The sequence below is a fragment of the Bacteroides sp. AF25-5LB genome (assembly GCF_003602965.1).
Taxonomy (GTDB): Bacteria; Bacteroidota; Bacteroidia; order Bacteroidales; family Bacteroidaceae; genus Bacteroides; species Bacteroides uniformis.
Map to the genome: position 1 here is coordinate 48,459 of NZ_QTMC01000004.1, position 17,316 is coordinate 65,774.

At 48.1% G+C, this 17,316-nt stretch carries 17 protein-coding genes and 1 tRNA gene; 4 read left to right on the plus strand and 14 right to left on the minus strand.

Annotated features, from left to right (window positions below; translation table 11 throughout):
• Positions 1-14: 14 nt before the first annotated feature.
• Entirely contained in the window at positions 15-791 is a 777-nt protein-coding gene (locus tag DWY57_RS05825) for an MBL fold metallo-hydrolase (protein WP_117689142.1), read from the minus strand.
• Between the two features lie 130 nt (positions 792-921).
• On the opposite strand from DWY57_RS05825, the gene DWY57_RS05830 reads away from it, so the two are divergent.
• Positions 922-1,821 carry an AraC family transcriptional regulator gene (locus DWY57_RS05830; protein ID WP_117689108.1) on the plus strand — a complete coding sequence of 300 codons (900 nt, stop codon included), beginning with the start codon at positions 922-924 and terminating at the stop codon, positions 1,819-1,821.
• Between the two features lie 284 nt (positions 1,822-2,105).
• On the opposite strand, the gene DWY57_RS05835 is transcribed toward DWY57_RS05830, so the two are convergent.
• From DWY57_RS05835 to DWY57_RS05855, 5 genes are all read right to left on the minus strand, one after another.
• Positions 2,106-2,179: transfer RNA gene (locus tag DWY57_RS05835), tRNA-Ile, on the minus strand.
• A gap of 92 nt (positions 2,180-2,271) precedes the next feature.
• Complete coding sequence (locus DWY57_RS05840) at positions 2,272-2,583, minus strand: DUF4491 family protein (protein ID WP_005834338.1); 312 nt, start codon at positions 2,581-2,583, stop codon at positions 2,272-2,274.
• A 9-nt stretch (positions 2,584-2,592) separates the two neighbouring features.
• Positions 2,593-3,057: an Lrp/AsnC ligand binding domain-containing protein gene (locus DWY57_RS05845; protein WP_005830846.1), complete on the minus strand. Its 465-nt coding sequence runs from the start codon at positions 3,055-3,057 to the stop codon at positions 2,593-2,595.
• A 230-nt stretch (positions 3,058-3,287) separates the two neighbouring features.
• Complete coding sequence (locus DWY57_RS05850) at positions 3,288-4,154, minus strand: FKBP-type peptidyl-prolyl cis-trans isomerase (RefSeq protein WP_119961463.1); 867 nt, start codon at positions 4,152-4,154, stop codon at positions 3,288-3,290.
• Positions 4,155-4,172: 18 nt separating this feature from the next.
• Positions 4,173-4,766: an FKBP-type peptidyl-prolyl cis-trans isomerase gene (locus tag DWY57_RS05855; protein WP_138346247.1), complete on the minus strand. Its 594-nt coding sequence runs from the start codon at positions 4,764-4,766 to the stop codon at positions 4,173-4,175.
• Between the two features lie 182 nt (positions 4,767-4,948).
• Between DWY57_RS05855 and DWY57_RS05860 the strand changes: the two genes are divergently transcribed.
• Complete coding sequence (locus DWY57_RS05860) at positions 4,949-5,665, plus strand: NAD-dependent deacylase (protein WP_117601410.1); 717 nt, start codon at positions 4,949-4,951, stop codon at positions 5,663-5,665.
• Between the two features lie 266 nt (positions 5,666-5,931).
• Here the strand turns inward: DWY57_RS05860 and DWY57_RS05865 are convergent, their stop codons facing one another.
• From DWY57_RS05865 to metG, 7 genes are all read right to left on the minus strand, one after another.
• Positions 5,932-6,678, minus strand: a complete 747-nt coding sequence (locus DWY57_RS05865) for a glycosyltransferase family 2 protein (RefSeq protein WP_117964630.1) — start codon at positions 6,676-6,678, stop codon at positions 5,932-5,934.
• Positions 6,671-7,936 carry a glycosyltransferase family 4 protein gene (locus tag DWY57_RS05870; protein WP_008662500.1) on the minus strand — a complete coding sequence of 422 codons (1,266 nt, stop codon included), beginning with the start codon at positions 7,934-7,936 and terminating at the stop codon, positions 6,671-6,673. Before DWY57_RS05870 ends, DWY57_RS05865 begins: the two co-directional genes overlap by 8 nt.
• A 40-nt stretch (positions 7,937-7,976) precedes the next feature.
• The gene (locus tag DWY57_RS05875) at positions 7,977-8,993 is read right to left on the minus strand and encodes a hypothetical protein (RefSeq protein WP_016272354.1); all 1,017 of its coding nucleotides are present in this window, start codon (positions 8,991-8,993) and stop codon (positions 7,977-7,979) included.
• A gap of 15 nt (positions 8,994-9,008) precedes the next feature.
• A complete protein-coding gene (locus tag DWY57_RS05880) occupies positions 9,009-9,878 on the minus strand; it encodes a LicD family protein (protein ID WP_005834345.1) in 870 nt (289 codons plus the stop codon).
• Between the two features lie 64 nt (positions 9,879-9,942).
• Positions 9,943-10,854, minus strand: coding sequence for a beta-1,6-N-acetylglucosaminyltransferase (locus DWY57_RS05885; protein ID WP_087333210.1), 912 nt, complete (start codon positions 10,852-10,854; stop codon positions 9,943-9,945).
• Complete coding sequence (locus DWY57_RS05890; RefSeq protein WP_119961464.1) at positions 10,851-12,296, minus strand: lipopolysaccharide biosynthesis protein; 1,446 nt, start codon at positions 12,294-12,296, stop codon at positions 10,851-10,853. The genes DWY57_RS05885 and DWY57_RS05890 overlap by 4 nt, the downstream gene beginning before the upstream one ends.
• A 92-nt stretch (positions 12,297-12,388) precedes the next feature.
• Positions 12,389-14,431: a methionine--tRNA ligase gene (gene metG / locus DWY57_RS05895; protein ID WP_009037611.1), complete on the minus strand. Its 2,043-nt coding sequence runs from the start codon at positions 14,429-14,431 to the stop codon at positions 12,389-12,391.
• A 165-nt stretch (positions 14,432-14,596) separates the two neighbouring features.
• On the opposite strand from metG, the gene DWY57_RS05900 reads away from it, so the two are divergent.
• The gene (locus DWY57_RS05900; protein WP_165491368.1) at positions 14,597-15,448 is read left to right on the plus strand and encodes a PepSY-like domain-containing protein; all 852 of its coding nucleotides are present in this window, start codon (positions 14,597-14,599) and stop codon (positions 15,446-15,448) included.
• A gap of 179 nt (positions 15,449-15,627) precedes the next feature.
• On the plus strand, positions 15,628-16,056 hold the full coding sequence (locus DWY57_RS05905) for a hypothetical protein (protein WP_117713745.1): 429 nt from the start codon (positions 15,628-15,630) through the stop codon (positions 16,054-16,056).
• Between the two features lie 235 nt (positions 16,057-16,291).
• Here the strand turns inward: DWY57_RS05905 and DWY57_RS05910 are convergent, their stop codons facing one another.
• Positions 16,292-17,224, minus strand: coding sequence for an acyltransferase (locus DWY57_RS05910; protein ID WP_117601403.1), 933 nt, complete (start codon positions 17,222-17,224; stop codon positions 16,292-16,294).
• Positions 17,225-17,316 lie beyond the last annotated feature (92 nt).

The window sequence follows — 17,316 nt, forward strand, 5'->3', positions numbered from 1 at the left end:
ATCAGAGAAGTCGCTCATAATATTATTGTTTCTCCATCTTCTGGAATAATCAGGCGACTCATTTCTATTTTGTGATGCATGGCTTCGTTACGCAGAATTGCGCGTGTAGTCTGCCCATGATCGGTAGCTTCCATGTGGACTGCTATTAGTTTGATGTGGGCGGGAAGTTCATCGAGCATTGTCATAACTTCTTGCTCATCTGGAATGATAGAACCTTCTGTTTGAGAAAATTCAGGAAAAATTGCACCTCCACTGTTCACTATGATGTAATCTGGAGAAAATTGTTCAATGGCCTGACGGATACAGTCTTCCCATTTACAGTCACTCATTATATAAATAGTAGGGAAACTGTGTGCAGTAAGTACATAGCCTGATACCGGCCCCATCATTTCTCCAATCTTTCCGAAGCCATGGTGTCCTTGGATGCGATGAATGGTTAAATTTCCAATAGCTTTATCTTTTTCAATGCTTTCTACATTTGTAAAACCATCCTGTGTAATACTCTCTTTATCTTGCGGTTGTGTCAGGAACAGGATGTTCTTCGCTAAATGCTGTTTCACTGTCGGGTCGTAATGGTCAATATGGTTGTGTGTCAACAATACCATATCCAGACCGTCCGCAATTTCATTCATCGGCATCGTGAGGTGTACTCTTGGGGTCTTATACACACCTAGAGCCGACTGTAAAGTGCCTTTTCCGGCAAGCATGGGGTCAACAAGTATCTCTTTTCCAGCATAATGGATTCGCAATGTTGCATTACGGATCAATCGAATTGTTACTTTTTCTTCCATCATAATTTATTGTATTGATTATAGCCGCAAAGTTCGGTAAAAAAAATCGGATGCATTATGCCTTAAAAACAGGAATATATGCCATTTTGATAAATAAAAAATAGTATATTTGCCCCCAAAAACGAAATCTATGGATAAAATCGTCAATCCTGAACGTCTGGTCAGCGTTCCATTTAGCAAGACACGCTGTGGTGTGGACTTTTATATCAACTCAGGCTACAGTAGCGATGTATGTGGTGTCCTGACGGAAAACCCGGTGTTTAAAACAGATTTTTTTAGCTTCTATTTTTTTCGTAAGGCCAATGGGTATCTGCTGCTGAATTTCCGCAAATTTGAATTGCATGCCAATATGGTATTACTCCTCTCGCCGCATCAGCAGCAGGAATGGCACGTGGATGAAGCAGAACTAGATTACTCTTTTCTTATATTCCGCGAGGATTTTATGCGCACATTCTTAGCGGACAAGTTTTTTGTGTATCGCTTGCTGTATTATTATCAGACCGACACGCCTCCCTATCTGTTTACTTCGCCGGAAAGCATGGCGGAGTATATTCGTCTTTTAGGAATCATAAAGCAGGAGCTTCTGCATCCTGTTGCCGATACTTATAATCTCATTGTATCTGTGCTTTACTACTTATTGGTTATTATCAACCGGGCGTATGCCGCCACTTATCATTTACCGATTGATGTACCTAAAAACAATTACGCATTCCAGTTTAAGGACTTGCTGGAAAAGAATATCCGTACGAAACAGCGGGTGCAGGAATATGCGGATATGCTCCGTGTGAGCCGTATTACGTTAAACAGTTCCGTGATGAGTCAATTCGGTGTATCTGCCAATCATCTGCTCAAGCAGCGTCTGTTGGAAGAATTGAAGAATGAGTTACTGTTTGCTAACCGAAACGTGAACCAGCTGGCCGAAGAGTTTCATTTCTCCGACCCGAGTCATCTGATGCGTTTCTTTAAACGTGAAACTGGAAAGACTTTTACGCAATATTTGCGCGACTACCAAAATGGAATATACGAATGAAAACGGACAGACTGGAAAGCTTGCAGATTGGCCATTCCCATACCAAAGATGTTTTCAACGACTTACAAATATGCTTAGTGGGAAATCCTATTTCAGCCTAAAATGTGCATCACATTCCGCAGTGTCAAGTTCACCATAGAATAAAAATCTATAAAAATTCTCTGCAATCCCATGCAATTTCAAAAGGTCACTCTTGCAGAGTTTCGCTTCAAAAAGGTCACCTGAAGGTCACCTGTAAAAGAAAAAGCACCTACAGAAACTCTGTAAGTGCTTGATTATTAAAGTGGACCAGCCTGGGCTTGAACCAGGGACCTCCAGATTATGAGTCTGTTGCTCTAACCAACTGAGCTACAAGTCCGATGCATCCTTGCTTGGATAGCGGGGACAAAAGTAGCATTTTCTATTGAAATATGCAAGACTTTTGGATAAAATTCCTTATAACCTTTGTCCTTAGAACTTATAAATTCGTTTTGGATTCTTGGGAAACCAGCCTTTTTTCACTCGTTCTTCCTGCTCGAATATCTCCTTGATGGTCCAGAACGAGGAAAATGCAAAGACGCCCAAAAGGGAGGCTATCATGATGTTCTCCGTATAAAGGGAGGCAATGATGCCGCCGATGCCGAGTAAAAGGAAAATCCACCAGCACTTGGTGCCCCAATAATATTCGGCTTTCACAACTATGGGGTGAAACAAGCCGATGATGAGGAATGTGCAGATACCTATGACAAGGCCCGACAGATGATATTCGTTCAAGAAATCCATTGTTGTTCGTTATTTCTCGGGGCAAATAGGAATCTCCTTCTTGATGCTCTGTTCCAGGGAAATCAAGGTCTCGGTAGCGGTTACGCCAGGAATCTCCTGCATCTTGTTGTTCAGCAAATCCATCAGATGCTCGTTGTCGCGGGCATATACCTTGGTCAGCATGGTGTACGGACCAGTGGTGAAGTGGCATTCTACGATTTCGGGAATCTTGCCCAGCTCAGCAACTACCGTCTTATACATGGAGCCCTTTTCCAGCTTGATTCCTACGTAAGTGCAGGTTCTGTATCCAAGGGACTTGGGATTTACATGATAGCCTGAGCCAACAATAACGCCAAGGTCAATCAGGCGCTGTACACGTTGATGGATGGCAGCACGTGACACGCCACATTCAGCAGCTACGTCCTTGAAAGGGATACGGGCATTTTGGGAAATGATTTCCAGAATCTGCCGGTCAAGATTGTCTATTTTTTCCATAATAGTAAATAAGTAAAGTTCTTGTTGTTATCAAATAGTAAGCAAATATAGGACTTTATTTTAATTTATCTATAAAAAGGGACGGAAAAATGAATAAAAGTGAGGGGTAACGATAAGGCGCGGATTACGCGGATTTCACGGATTTAGTTTACCAAATCCGCGTTATTCCTCGTAATCCGCGCCTAAAAGAAGTATCAAGAGGGTTTTGCCCCTCCTTTCGGATTGTTACATTACTTCTCGATACCCAGCAGTTCCACTTCGAATATCAAAGTAGAGAACGGCTTGATTTGGCTACCGGTTTCTCTTGAACCGTATGCCAGGTCGTAGGGGATATAGAGTTCCCACTTAGAGCCGACGGGCATCATGGTGAGGGCCTCTGTCCAGCCTTTGATTACCTGGTTGGCACGGAAAGTAGCAGGTTCGTTGCGCTTGTAAGAGCTATCGAATTCTGTTCCGTCAATCAGCGTACCTTTGTAGTTTACTTTCACCTTGCTGCTGTCAGCGGGAACGGCACCGTTACCCTTGGTGATGATTTTGTATTGTAGACCGCTCGGAGTAGTTACTACACCTTCTTTAGTCTTGTTCTCAGCCAGGAACTTTTCACCGGCAGCTTTGTTGTCAGCATACTTCTCTGCAGTCGCTTTTTCTTTGATGGCATCCATCTGAGTGCGCATGTACTCTTGAGCTTTCATCATATCCATGGCACCACCCTTGCCAATGACACCTGCGACGAAACCTGCCAGCATATTTTCGCGGCTGATGCTTTGTGTAGAGTCATTACCGAAGATTTGCTGGTTGAAACCTTCTACCCATTGCTTGCTGACCATCTGGCCTACTTGCAGGCCGGTCATGTAGGCCACGTCTTTCTTATCGATTTTGGCTGCACCCTCGTTGAAACCTTTTAGGAATTCTGACATCTGGGTTGAGTCAATGCCTTGTTGTGCAAGATACTGGTCCAAACCTTCTGTACGTGCCATACCGATGGCGTAAGACAATGAATCGATGTCCGTCTTTAAATCAGCTTTCGGACTTTGAGCAGTACAAGATGCCATGCCGGCAGCTACTGCAAGAGCCATGAGAAATGTTACTTTTTTCATTTTGCTTTTACTTGTTGTTTATTTAGATAAAATTTTCTGTAATTCAACTTCGAATATGAGCGTGCTGTGGGGGGGAATCATCTCGCCGGCACCCTGCGCTCCGTATGCCAGATCACTGGGGATGTAGAGTTTCCACTTGGCACCTTCGGGCATAAGCTGAAGGGCTTCCACCCAACCGGGTATCACTTGGTTTACACCGAACGTGGCAGGCTGGCCGCGCTTGATGGAGCTGTCGAACAGCGTTCCGTCAATCAGTGTGCCTTCGTAGTGGCATTGTACCTGGTCGGTTGCTTTGGCATAGTGACCGACGTTTCCTTCTGTGATAACTTCGTATTGAAGTCCGCTGGGAAGCGTAACAACTCCCTCGCGTTTTTTGTTCTCTTCCAGGAACTTTTTGCCGGCTTCTATGTTTGCTGCGTTCATCTTCTCCTCCAGTTCGGCGAAGTACTTGTTGACGATGTCACGGGCTTCTGTGTGGCTGATTGCCGTCTGGTTGCCCTCCAAAACGTCTTTGATTGCTTGTGCAAAGTCATCTACTGCAATGCCTTTGGCACCCATGCTTAAAAGATTCTGACCTATTCCAAGGCCGATAGCATAACTGAATTTATCCATAAGATTCTTTTGTTGACGACCGGATTGGTTTCTTTTCCAGTCTATTGCAAATTTACGAATGGCAAAAGTACGTCTTTTATTTGAATGATAAGACTTTTAAGTATTTAATTTTTCTTATTTATATCACAACTTGAACATTCTTCTTATATTTGTCTTACTTTAATAAAGGAAAGGAGCAGAAAATGAAGAACTTGGTCATATTGTCGGGTGCCGGTATGAGCGCCGAGAGCGGCATCAGCACATTCCGTGATGCGGGCGGACTGTGGGACAAATATCCGGTGGAGCAGGTGGCGACTCCCGAGGGGTATGCACGTAATCCGGAACTGGTCATTAATTTCTATAACGAACGTCGCAAGCAGTTGCTCGATGTGGTGCCGAATGCCGGGCATCTGGGCGTTGCCGACCTGGAGAGGGATTTCAATGTAACGGTCGTCACCCAGAACGTAGATAATCTGCACGAGCGTGCCGGCAGTACGCACGTGATACACTTGCATGGGGAACTGACGAAGGTTTGTTCCAGCCGCGACCCTTATAATCCGCATTTCGTCAAGGAACTGGCGCCGGAGGAATATGAAGTAAAGTTGGGCGACAAGGCGGGCGACGGTACGCAGCTCCGCCCGTTCATCGTGTGGTTTGGCGAGTCGGTGCCGGAGATTGAAACTGCCATCCGGTATGTGGAGCAGGCGGACATCTTCGTCATCATCGGCACCAGCCTGAACGTTTATCCCGCTGCGGGACTGCTGAACTACGTGCCCCGTGCCGCCGAAGTGTATCTGATAGACCCCAAGCCGGTGGACACGCACGTCATGCGTCCGATACATGTCATTCAAAAGGGAGCTTCGGAAGGGGTAAAAGAGTTGAAGGCGCTGCTTGCAGCTACCCAGCCTCCTTTGCCTTAGGACTTAATCTCCTACGTCTTAGGACTTAACCCCTCACGGTATAGGACTTAATATGCAGAACATCCGGATGTCTTTCTCCAAAACACCCGGATGTTTTACCCAAAAACATGGGGATGTTTTGCCCCATTACATCCGGATGTTTTAGGTGAAAACATGGGGATGTTTTGGGTACTCACTCCTATACTGTAGGGAGCTGGGTATAGGGGGGGATTCCCACAAGGTATAGGTCTTGCGGGAACAAAGTATATTTGCCCTCGAAACTTGTGCTATTTCTTTATCACGGCCCGTAATACGAACCAGGCATGATGGGCTATGGTACTCGCCAGTCCGTAATGCCGCGCCATGATGCGGAAGCGTTCGCGCAGGGATGCTTGCCGGTTCTGGGTGGTCATTCCCTCTTCCAGATAGTCGATGAGGGTGAGATGGGTATTGTGCAAGGTCCGTGCCTTCTTCATCACCTGGATGCACCAGTCGAAGTCGGCGGAGAAGCGGTATTGCAGGTCGTAGGGTTCTACAAGGGAAGCTTTGGCAAAGAAGGCCTGATGGCAGACCAGCATGCCCTGCTTGAAGCTTCGCCAGGTAAGCACTTCCGGGGCGGCGAGGCGGCGCATGCGGATGAAGTGGCCTTCCTTGTCCACCAGCTCCGTTTCGCCGTACAGCACGTCGGGTAGTTCGTTGCCGGAGATGGAACGCACCATCTGCTGCAAGGTGTCGTCCTCGTGGAAGCTGTCGCCGGCATTGAGGAAGCAGAGGTAATCGCCGGTGGCAAGGCGGATGCCTTTGTTCATGGCGTCGTACAGTCCCTTGTCCGGTTCGCTCACGATGCGGGTGATGCGGTCGCGGTAACGGTCGATGATGGAGAGCGTGCCGTCTTTGGACGCACCGTCCACAATGATGTATTCCACGTGGTGGTAGGTTTGCGAGATAACGCTTTGAATCGTGTCCTCCAGTACCGCTTCGGCGTTGTAGGTCACGGTGATGATGCTGAATTTCGGGGTGGGGTGGTTATGCATTTCTTCCGGTCACTTTGTTGTAAAGGTCAATGTATTTCTTGGCGACGACGTTCTCCGAATAGTGGGAGATGGCTTTCCGGCAGGCTTGTTCCGAGAGGCTGGGGTAGTCGGGTTCGGTCAGCGTCCAGTAGATGCCGTTGGCAAAGTCTTCCGAGGATTTGTATTGTGCCACGTAGCCGTTGTGCAGATGGTCTATCATCTCAGGGATGCCGCCCACGTTGAATCCGACGCAGGGAATGCCGCATGCCATGGCTTCCATGATGGTGTTCGGCAGGTTCTCTTCCAGCGAGGGGGTCACGAAGATGTCCACGGCATTGTAGATGTTCACCAGTTGGTGTTCGTTGCTGACGAAGTTCAGCGGGTAGACTTTGAATGGAAGCAGGTTTTCCAGTTGTTGCGATTGGTTGCCGAAGACGACGACACCCAACTGTTCCCGGAGTTCGGGATGCTTGTCAGCCAGCAGTCGGCACGATTCTATCAGGTAGTCGATGCCTTTCCGTTTGTCCGTAATCTTCACCGAGCCGAACAGCATGAGTTTCTTGTCTTGCGGCAGTAGGCAACGGCTGCGGGCTTCCTGCCGGTTTCGGGGCTTGAAGAGATTGGTGTTGATGGGGTTGGGGATGCATGTCACGGCATGCCCGCAGAAGAGGGCGCTTGTCCGGGCACGTTCTTCCAGCCAGCGGCTGCAGGTGACGAAGTTGATGTGACGGTTGCGATACAATGCCTGCTTTTTGTGGAAGATGCGGTAGGAAAGGTCACGTTTGCCTCCACCTCCGTGGATGAAGGGGCAGTTGTGGCATTCCTGCTGGTAGTGGGTGCACTCGCGGGCATGGTGACAGATGCCAGTGCAGGGCCACATGTCGTGCATGGTCCAGACGACGGGCTTGCCCGAGGCGAGAATCTTCTCGATGTTCTTCAGCGAGAGCATCCCTTGGTTTATCCAGTGCAGATGGATGACGTCTGCTTGCTGGAATTCGGGCAGTGAGGTGATGTCTGTCCCCGTGTTGGCAATGTCTACGGCAAAGATGTTCTTCTTGTTGAAGCGGTTGGCGCTCCAGATGACGATGCGCTCCCAGACGAACTTCCACACCATGCGCCAGTTATGGTCCAGTGACACAACGGAGATTTGGTCGGTCTGCTTGTCGCGTACCAGCAGCTTGGCTTTGATGCCGTGGTTCTTGAGTGATTCCATCAGACGGCTGGCGGCGATGGCTGCGCCGCCGATGCGTTCGGATGTATTGATAAGTAGTACTCTCATGACTGTTGTTCGTTTCTTCTTTTTTGAATGTTTTTTCTTGTTACAGATGCCGGTCTTGTTTCATCCATTTCCGGATACGCTTTTGCAGCGTTTGCCATATGATGGTGAAGTTGCCGTACCGTAGGTTCAACGCCAGTTCCTCGAACGACCGTGCAATCTTTATCCAGGGATGCCGCCATGCCATGATGCGGTAAACGCTATCCTTGTAGGCTGTGTTCTCGATGACGTGACGAGGGTGCTTCAGTGGAAACTCCACTTCGTGGCGTTTCATGGTGAAGATGCGGCGGTAACCGCGCGGCATGGTGTGCACGGAGCCGGCAAAGTGGGTGGAGTCGGCAGTGGCTCCCAGATTGTTTATCATGTTGCGGGTGGGCACGATGCTCAGACCCGAATTGAACAACATGGAAGCGTGGAAGATGGTTTCGTAATAGGCTTTCCCGTGTTCGCGGTGGCGTTGGCACATGTAGATGAAGTCTTTGCGGTAGCGCCGTGTGTGGATGAGGTTCTTCAGTTGCCGCATGTTCTCCTTGTCGTCCAGGAAGGTGTAGAATTCATCCCATTGGTCCGTCACCCGCCGCCAGCTCGCCCATCCCCAGATGGAGAAGGTGGTGGCGAAGAAGTAGTCGGAAGTGATGTCGGGTGTAATCTCCTCGTTGTTGAATCCGGCAATCATGCTGATGCGTGTGTCGTGCTCATACTTGTCGAGCAGTTCCTTGCAGAAGCCGAAGAAAGAGACGGCGGGCACGTCGTCATCCTCAAGCACGATACATTTGTCCGACAAGGAGAATGCCCACTTCTGTGCCATGTATTCCGATGGGTCGCAGCCGTAGTTCTTCTCTTGGTAGTTGTGGTGTACTTCGCATTCCCAGTCGATGTCTGCCACTACTTTGCGACAAGCTTCTATGCCCGGCATGTCACGCTCGCCGCGCGGGCCGTCCTGATAGAGAAACAGTCGTGCGGGGCGTGCTTTCTTCACTTGTTCGAATACTTGCGCCAGCAGTTTGGGGCGGTTGAAGAAAAGAATCAGTACAGATACATCTACAAGGGCTGGTTTCATGGCAATTTTGTTGGATTAGGAGGTGGCTATATGGTCATTTGGTATGTTGAAAGAAAGAACTGCCGGATAATGATTGTTTATCTTGTCCTGCTCTTCTTCTGTATACCGGTGTAAAGTGGGATAGTTGTACCGTAGAAAGTTTTCCAATCCATCAGGTGCTTTCAGATAAAGTGGACCGAATTTGATTGGTTGTAAATGGTTGAGACTCGTCTCCAAAACATGGTCGGTAGTGGTAATCACATTGTTGTAATACAAAGTTTTCCATGAGTTGAAACAACTTTGCATTATCACCATCAAACGGTAGATTGTCTTTTTAGAGAGTGTCATATCAACTATCCGGTTCAGAAGGCAGGCAACAGCTCCACGATTGGTAGGGTTGGATATTTGACATTTTCCGAAGTGTTTCCATAGCCATACCTCTTTTCCCATCAGGCAGCATTTCAGAAAGTTGACGGCTTCATATTGTATCTTCCTTAATAGCTTATTGTTTGGAATACGGTCAAAAGGGAATATATCGACAAAGATTCCCTGATGCATAGGTACATCTTTAAACATCTCTTCGACAAACAAGGTGTTGTTTTTCTTGACTTTGGCAAAGTAATAAGGACTATGAGGGTCGGTATGTATCCATGAAAGAAAGTATGGTTCTCTCAGTTCTTGGGAGGCTATCTGGAGAAACTTATTGTAGTCTTCCCGTTTCATACCTATATCTATGTCGTCATCCCAAGGAAGAATCGCTTTGTCATAGAGTGCCCCTATTGCTGTTCCGCCGATTACAAAATAGGGAATATTGTGTTTGTCGCAGATGCGCACAATCTCTTCCAGTATTTCGTATAGCACCTGATGTAGTTGGGTCAGTTCTTCTGGGGTATATTGCTTCACCATGGATACCATTTTTGATTGATGTCTGCAAAAATAATGATAATAGTTGAAAGGAGCACTTTCCATTTCAATCTTCTTTTGCGAAATCGGACTTGAGTTTTTCTATCAGTGTGTCGGACTCCCCGCTTACCACTTTCCGGCAGAACATCTTTCCAGACTGCTGCAATACCGGCAGGTCCTCGAGTGTCATCACGCGGATGGATGCGCCGTAGTCTATGTAGTGCAAGGGGGTGAGACGGGTAAGTCCGGGGTATTCTCCCTCTAAAAGAAGCCCTTTTGAGGCAAAAGGGGAGTTGAATACGATGGTCTGTATGCACAGTTCGCTGGGTACAAAGCTGGTTCTGAAATACTTCACCAGCTTCTCCTCCGTGCACAACTTTTCATATACATATCGTGCGCAGGGCAACGTGATGGCCCAATAGTCGGAACCGAAATAGACATCTGCCTGCTTGCCTTCCAAGGGTGCAAAAGGGGCTTTCCGGATGGGGAGTATCTGTACCAGCTTGCGCGATGCTACGATGAGTTTGTTCTTCCACCATATACTCTTCCAAGGCAGGTCACGGAAAGGGTGGTAATGGGTTATCTTGTGCAACTGCTGTTTCACGGTGCAGTGTGTCAGGTTGAAACCGCCGATGAATTCAGTGTCTTGATGCTCCTCAAAATAGCGGTGGATGGCGTTGTTGCTCCATAATGGGTAGTCCTGCCCGCTCAGGCATACTACGCGGGTATAGGGGATACCGCTGTGCAATACGGCAGCAAGCAATTCTTTCTGGTATTCCACTTGTTCCCATCCTCCCCAGCTTATCCGGTGGCGGGGCACGAAAGTGACCTTGTCTCCCAAGGCTTCTTCAAAAGGGTGTATATCGGCATTGAGGTCGATGTGCACGTAGAAGTCTGCCCGGTCATCCAGTGCGGCAACCAGGCGTGCCAAGTGTGGGGCATCCTTGTAGGCGGATATGATGTAGGCTATGCGGCTCATGCTCTTTTTTTCTTTAAGAGGAATTCAATGCTTTCCCGGAAGATGGTAGATTGTAGTTTCCACAAAACCAGTGCATAAAGCCCAGCTACCATAATGATTTTGGCTGCCATATTTAAGTATAGGTTTTCTATGGGCTGAGTGGCATAGTGAGTTGATACTACGAGTACAATGGATAGGGAGAGATAAGGAGAGATGTCTTTCAGCATATCGCGCAGTCTTAATCCTATCTCCCTCTTGACAAAACGGAACCATACAAATAGCCAGCCGATATTGATAATGACGAAAATACGCAGCATCCACTCCAATCCGTATGGGTATATGGCACATACAGCTACTATTTGCAGCAGGCTCAAGCTGATGGTGCTCCACATATAGATAGAAGAATGCCCCCGGCTGATGAGCAGGTTGGAGAACAGATTGATGACGGGAATAAATGCTCCCCAAATACATAACAGTTGCAAGATATCGGCACTGGGCAGCCACTTCTCCGTGATAGTGATTATAATCAGTTCTTTCGATACCAAGCTCAATCCCAGCATGGCGGGGAAAGAGATAAAGGCGGTGAAGCGCAGCAGCTTTCTGAATACGGCAAGTTGCCGTGCCTTGTCATCGGCAACACGGGTAAAGACGGGTTGTGCAATGCCGTTTATCATGCCCGTAATCGTGGTATGTCCCATGCCGTTCCACTTGTTTGCCTGCGTAAAGTTACCCACTTCCCGTTCCGAGTAGAACTTACCCAACAAGACGGAAAACAAATTGTTATTGATTATGGTGAAGATATTCGTAATGATTATCTTACTGCTGAACCCTATCATCTCCTTAATGGGTGTGAAGTCGAACCGGAAGTGGGGTCTCCAACGCGAGAAGTAGAAGTTAAGAATCGTCATTACGGTGATGAAAGAGATGCTTTGCAATGCAATCCCCCAATAGGCGAATCCGTTGGCAGCCAGTGTGATGCCCACAATGCCGGAGACTATCAGACTCGAAATGGAGATGATGGTAGTGTCCTTGATTCTGAGATTCTTGAACAGATACGCTCTCGGTGCGATGCTCATGCTTGAGATGACGAATCCGAGGAAAGAGAGACGGGACAGCGGTATCAGCTCGGGCGTATCGTAGAAGTCGGCAATCAGCGGTGCGGCAAAGAAGAGTAATATATATATAGTAGTGCTGCACATCAGGCTGAACCAGAACACGGCGTTGTAATCCTTGTGCAAAGTCTCCTTCCGGTTGGTCAGTGCCGAAATGAACCCACCCTCCTGCAAGGCGGCGGCAATGGCGGAGAAAATGGTAAGCATCCCTACCATACCATAATCCGAAGCATCCAGCAGACGGGCAAGGACTATTCCGAATCCCAGATTTAACAACTGCTGTATGCCGTTGCTGAATCCTCCCCAGAAGAGGCCTTTGGCTGTTTTTTCTTTGAGTGATGTATCGGACATAGTTTATTGGTTGATAAGCCAACGAGTTAACAAGGCCACGAGGCTTTTCCTTCCTCCCTGTAGCCTTGTTAACTCGTTACCTTGTTACTGCTTTATTTCACCTCGCTGCCCGGTTTCACCTCTTTCAGCAGTGAAGTCACCGCCAGCGAGCCGTCATAATTCTCGGCAGAGAGAATCATTCCTTCACTTACCAGCCCGTTCTTGAATTGGCGTGGAGCGAGGTTGGCGATGAACAGCACTTGCTTGCCTACCAGTTCTTCCGGTTTGTAGTGCTGGGCAATGCCGCTGACGATGGTGCGGTTTTCCAGCCCGTCGGCAATCTTGAACTTCAGCAGCTTCTTCATCTTGGGCACTGCCTCGCATTCAAGCACTGTACCTACGCGGATATCCAGCTTTTCAAAGTCTTCGAAGGCGATGGTCGGCTTGATGGGGTTTGCCTTGTAGGTGGCGGCTTCGTTTGCCTTCTTGGTGGCAAGCAGCTTGTCCACTTGTGCCTGGATGACGTCGTCCTCTATCTTTTCGAACAGCAGTTCGGGGGTGCCCAGCTGGTGTCCGGCAGGCAACAGGTCGGTGTGTCCCAGCTCTGCCCAGTCAAAGCTGTCCATGTTCAGCATCTTGCGAAGCTTCTCGCTGCTGAAGGGCAGGAACGGTTCGAAAGCAATGGCAAGGTTGGCGACCAACTGCAACGAGATGTGGAGAATGGTGGCTACGCGCTCCATGTCTGTCTTGGCAAGTTTCCACGGTTCGGTGTCGGCAAGGTATTTGTTTCCGATGCGGGCAAGGTTCATCGCTTCCTTTTGTGCGTCGCGGAACTTGAATACGTCCAGTAACTTCTCCACTTCTGCCTTGACGTCGGCAAATTCTTTCAGCGTCTCGCGGTCGTAGTCGTTCAGTTCGCCTGCGGCGGGTACTACGCTGTCGAAGTACTTCTTGGTGAGTTGCAGGGCGCGGTTCACGAAGTTGCCATAAACGGCAACCAGTTCGTTGTTATTGCGTGCCTGAAAGTCCTTCCAGGTGAAGTCGTTGTCTTTTGTCTCCGGTGCGTTGGCTGTCAGCACGTAGCGCAGCACATCCTGCTTACCGGGGAAGTCAACGAGATACTCGTGCAGCCATACTGCCCAGTTGCGTGAAGTGGAAATCTTGTCGCCCTCCAGGTTCAGGAACTCGTTGCTCGGCACGTTGTCCGGCAGGATGTAGCTACCCTCTGCCTTCAGCATGGCGGGGAACACGATGCAGTGGAACACGATATTGTCTTTTCCGATGAAGTGTACCAGACGCGTTTCGGGGTCTTTCCACCATTTCTCCCATGTGTCGGGCAGCAATTCTTTGGTGTTGCTGATGTAGCCGATAGGGGCGTCGAACCATACATAGAGCACTTTGCCCTCGGCACCCTCTACGGGAACGGGAATACCCCAATCCAGGTCGCGGCTCACGGCACGCGGCTGCAAGCCCATGTCGAGCCAGCTCTTGCATTGGCCATAAACATTGGGACGCCACTCCTTATGGTCTTCCAGAATCCATTGGCGAAGCCATTCCTCGTGCTTGTCCAGCGGCAGATACCAGTGCTTTGTCTCGCGCATTACGGGCTGGCTGCCACTGATGGCACTCTTCGGATTAATCAGGTCCGTGGGGCTGAGGCTGGTGCCGCACTTCTCGCATTGGTCACCGTAAGCGCCTTCGGCATGGCAGTGGGGGCACTCGCCGGTGATGTAGCGGTCGGCAAGGAAGGTCTTGGCTTCTTCGTCGTAATACTGCATGCTGGTCTTTTCGATGAATTCTCCCTTATCGTACAGCTTGCGGAAGAAGTCGGAAGCCGTGTCGTGATGCGTCTTTGAAGTAGTACGGCTGTACACGTCGAAGGAGACGCCGAACTCTTCGAAAGACTTCTTTATAAGTGTATGATAGCGGTCCACCACGTCTTGCGGGGTGATGCCTTCCTTCTTGGCGCGGATGGTGATGGGCACTCCGTGTTCGTCGGAGCCGCCGATGAAGATTACATCTTCCTTTTTCAGTCTCAGGTAGCGGACGTAGATGTCGGCAGGAACATAAACGCCTGCCAGGTGTCCGATATGAACCGGGCCGTTGGCATACGGCAATGCCGAGGTCACGGTGGTACGTTTGAATTTCTTTTCCATTGTGTTATTATGTATCTCTTTTGTTATGAACGCTTTTAGTGGCACAAAGATAGCTGTTTTCTGCAAAATATGAGTATTCTTCCAGATTCTTTCCAGATTTAGGCCTCATCTTTGTCCTACGAAACGAACAAATTTGATATTGATAATGTAAAAAATGAAATGACTATGAAACTGGAAAAGTACTTCTTATTATTGGCGTTAGGCGTGTTTGCCTTTGCCTTGCAAAGCTGTGATGATGACGACAACGACGGAATCTCCGTGCCCGCGGAACTGAGTAATGCGTTGGCCAAGGAGCATCCCAATGCTCAGCGTATAGAATGGGAAACAAAAGGTGCATATTATGTGGCCGATTTCCATGAGGACAATTTCGAGAAGGAGGCTTGGTTCACCAAAGACGGTGTATGGCAGATGACCGAAACCGACCTCCGTTATGCGGACCTTCCCGCTCCGGTGAGAAGCTCTTACGAGAGTAGTACCTATTATAATGTATGGAAGGTGGAAGATGTAGACAAGCTGGAACGTAAGGAAATGGCTGTTGTCTACATCATCGAAGTGGAGAAAGGTAATCAGGAAATGGACCTCTATTATTCGGAAGACGGCATTCTGGTGAAAGAAGTGGCCGATGCGCACAACGGCGGTTCTCCCGAAGATTATCTCCCTTCTGATATTTCCACCGCCATCAAGGATTTTATAGCAGAGAAATATCCTAATGCCCGCATTGTGGATATTGAAAAAGAAAAGAGCGGTATGACAGAAGTCGAAATCGTGCATGGAAATATCAGCAAGGATGTGATGTTCACCGCTGAGGGTGCATGGGCCTATACTACCTGGGACATCAGCAAGAGGCATCTGGAGGATGTAGTGAAGAACGCTGTTATGGCTGCCCATCCTGGTTATGTCATTGATGATGCCGACTTTATTGAGACTCCCGATGGCAGTTACTTTTTGGTAGAGATGGAGCAAGGGGAAAGGGAAATCTACGTAAAGGTGACAGCGGAAGGTGAAATACTGCCATAGTCTTATACAGTGTATTTATCGATTGCTTACCTTCTAATGTAAAGCCGTTCACTGTAAGGTGTAACGGCTTTTATTCCATGAACGGTCGTTACCTTATAGTGTAAATGGAGTTACTGTTGGGGTAACTGGAGTTATCATATAAACATATTTTGCATTATGTAAAGTGTGTAACGCAAAACGTGGAATCATTAGGTGTGAAACAAGTCGGCTTAGAACTGAGAAATCCTTTTCTGATTTATGGCTATGCCTCTCTCCGATACTTTTGCGACCAAACGGAGGAAACGGAAAAGATGCTTTCTGCATTGGAGAATGGTAGAAACATTGCCTTGATTACTTTCCAGCGTATTGGAAAAACGGGGTTCATAAAGACGTGTTCTATAATATGCAGCAGCGTCAGGCGAAAGATGATGTTGCTTGTTTTTTATATGGACATATTTGCCACGCGGAATTTGCCTGCTTCTGTTTGCTTGCTGGCAAAAACAGTACTTGGACAGTTGGATACGCTTAGTGAAATGGTGTTGCACAAACTGTTTTTTTCCGTTCTTGCCATCCGATGGTTAGTACTGATGAGCTATACCTACCGTATCTTTGAATTTTGTACTGGATAAGTCCGAGCAGACTTTGAAGGAGAATTTCGATTATATGGCTGTATCGGCGTTTCGAAGGCTATGTCTGGTATATGCAGACATTGCTGAACTGGCTAGCAATATGAAACGGTGATCGAGGTAGGGCAGGCGGAGCGGGTATTGGCTGGGGTGCTGGAAGAGAATGCTCCAGTCTATCTATGGGGATTTGGCTGAAAAGTTTGCCTTGAATTACTGTTTATCATCTGATGATTTCGTCTCAGCACAATATACTCCTTTTCCCGAAGAAGAATTTGGAAACGTGCATCTTGTCCATAGCCCATGCCATACTCATGCAGCCGCTAAGAGTGAAGACGGTAGCAGTGACAAGGAACAGTATCCCCGTAGGGTCGAAGGCAAATACGGGTAGAAACGCTTTGGACAGAATGGTGAAAATGGGCGAGAAAAGGAGTATGACCAACGTATTGCGTCCTATAAAGAAGGAAAGCCGCTTGGCTTGTGCCGGCAGATAATTGTAGACTGCCAACAACAGGCTGATGGAAAGCCAGGTGATGGCGACTCCTGCCAGAGTACCCCTATCCAGATTGGCGGGAAAGCAGCATAGTATTACGAATGGAACAATGGCGAAGGTTGTGGCGCGAAAGACTTGTGTAAAACGAAGCCCGCTTTGGCTCACTGTCATGCCGATAAGGAAATAGAGGGCATTGGAGAAGTTCATCAATCCTCCCCAATGGGAAAGGGCAAACAGGCAGACACCGGCCACAACCAGCCGGGAGACAACCGACAGCCGTACATAGCGGAATGTGATATAATAGATGAGGCTGCACAGAATCAGTGTATGCAGATACCAGTAAGGCCCCATCGGATGGAGGAATATCTTGTCGAGTAATATAGCAGGAGTAATGGCATCTACACTTTCGCGTACGGGCAGGAAATGCGACATCACCGTATAGGCCGCCTCCATGCAGGCATACGGAATGAAAATCCATAGAAACTTGCGGAGAAAGCTTCGGGCATCCTTCCGGTTATTGGCCAGATAGCCCGAAATAATCAGGAAAGCGGACATGTGGAACGTATAGACGATTTGTTTCGCATACGGATACTTGTCACCTATATATACAAGGTGGAAGATAATCATCAGGGTGATGAAGATGCATTTCAGATAATCTATCTCTTTGACACGGCTTTCCATATGGGGTAGTTTTCTGCGTATTGTTATTGATGGCACAAATATATATACTTCCGTAAACTTATTTATATTTTGCAAAGGGATTAAGCTTATTT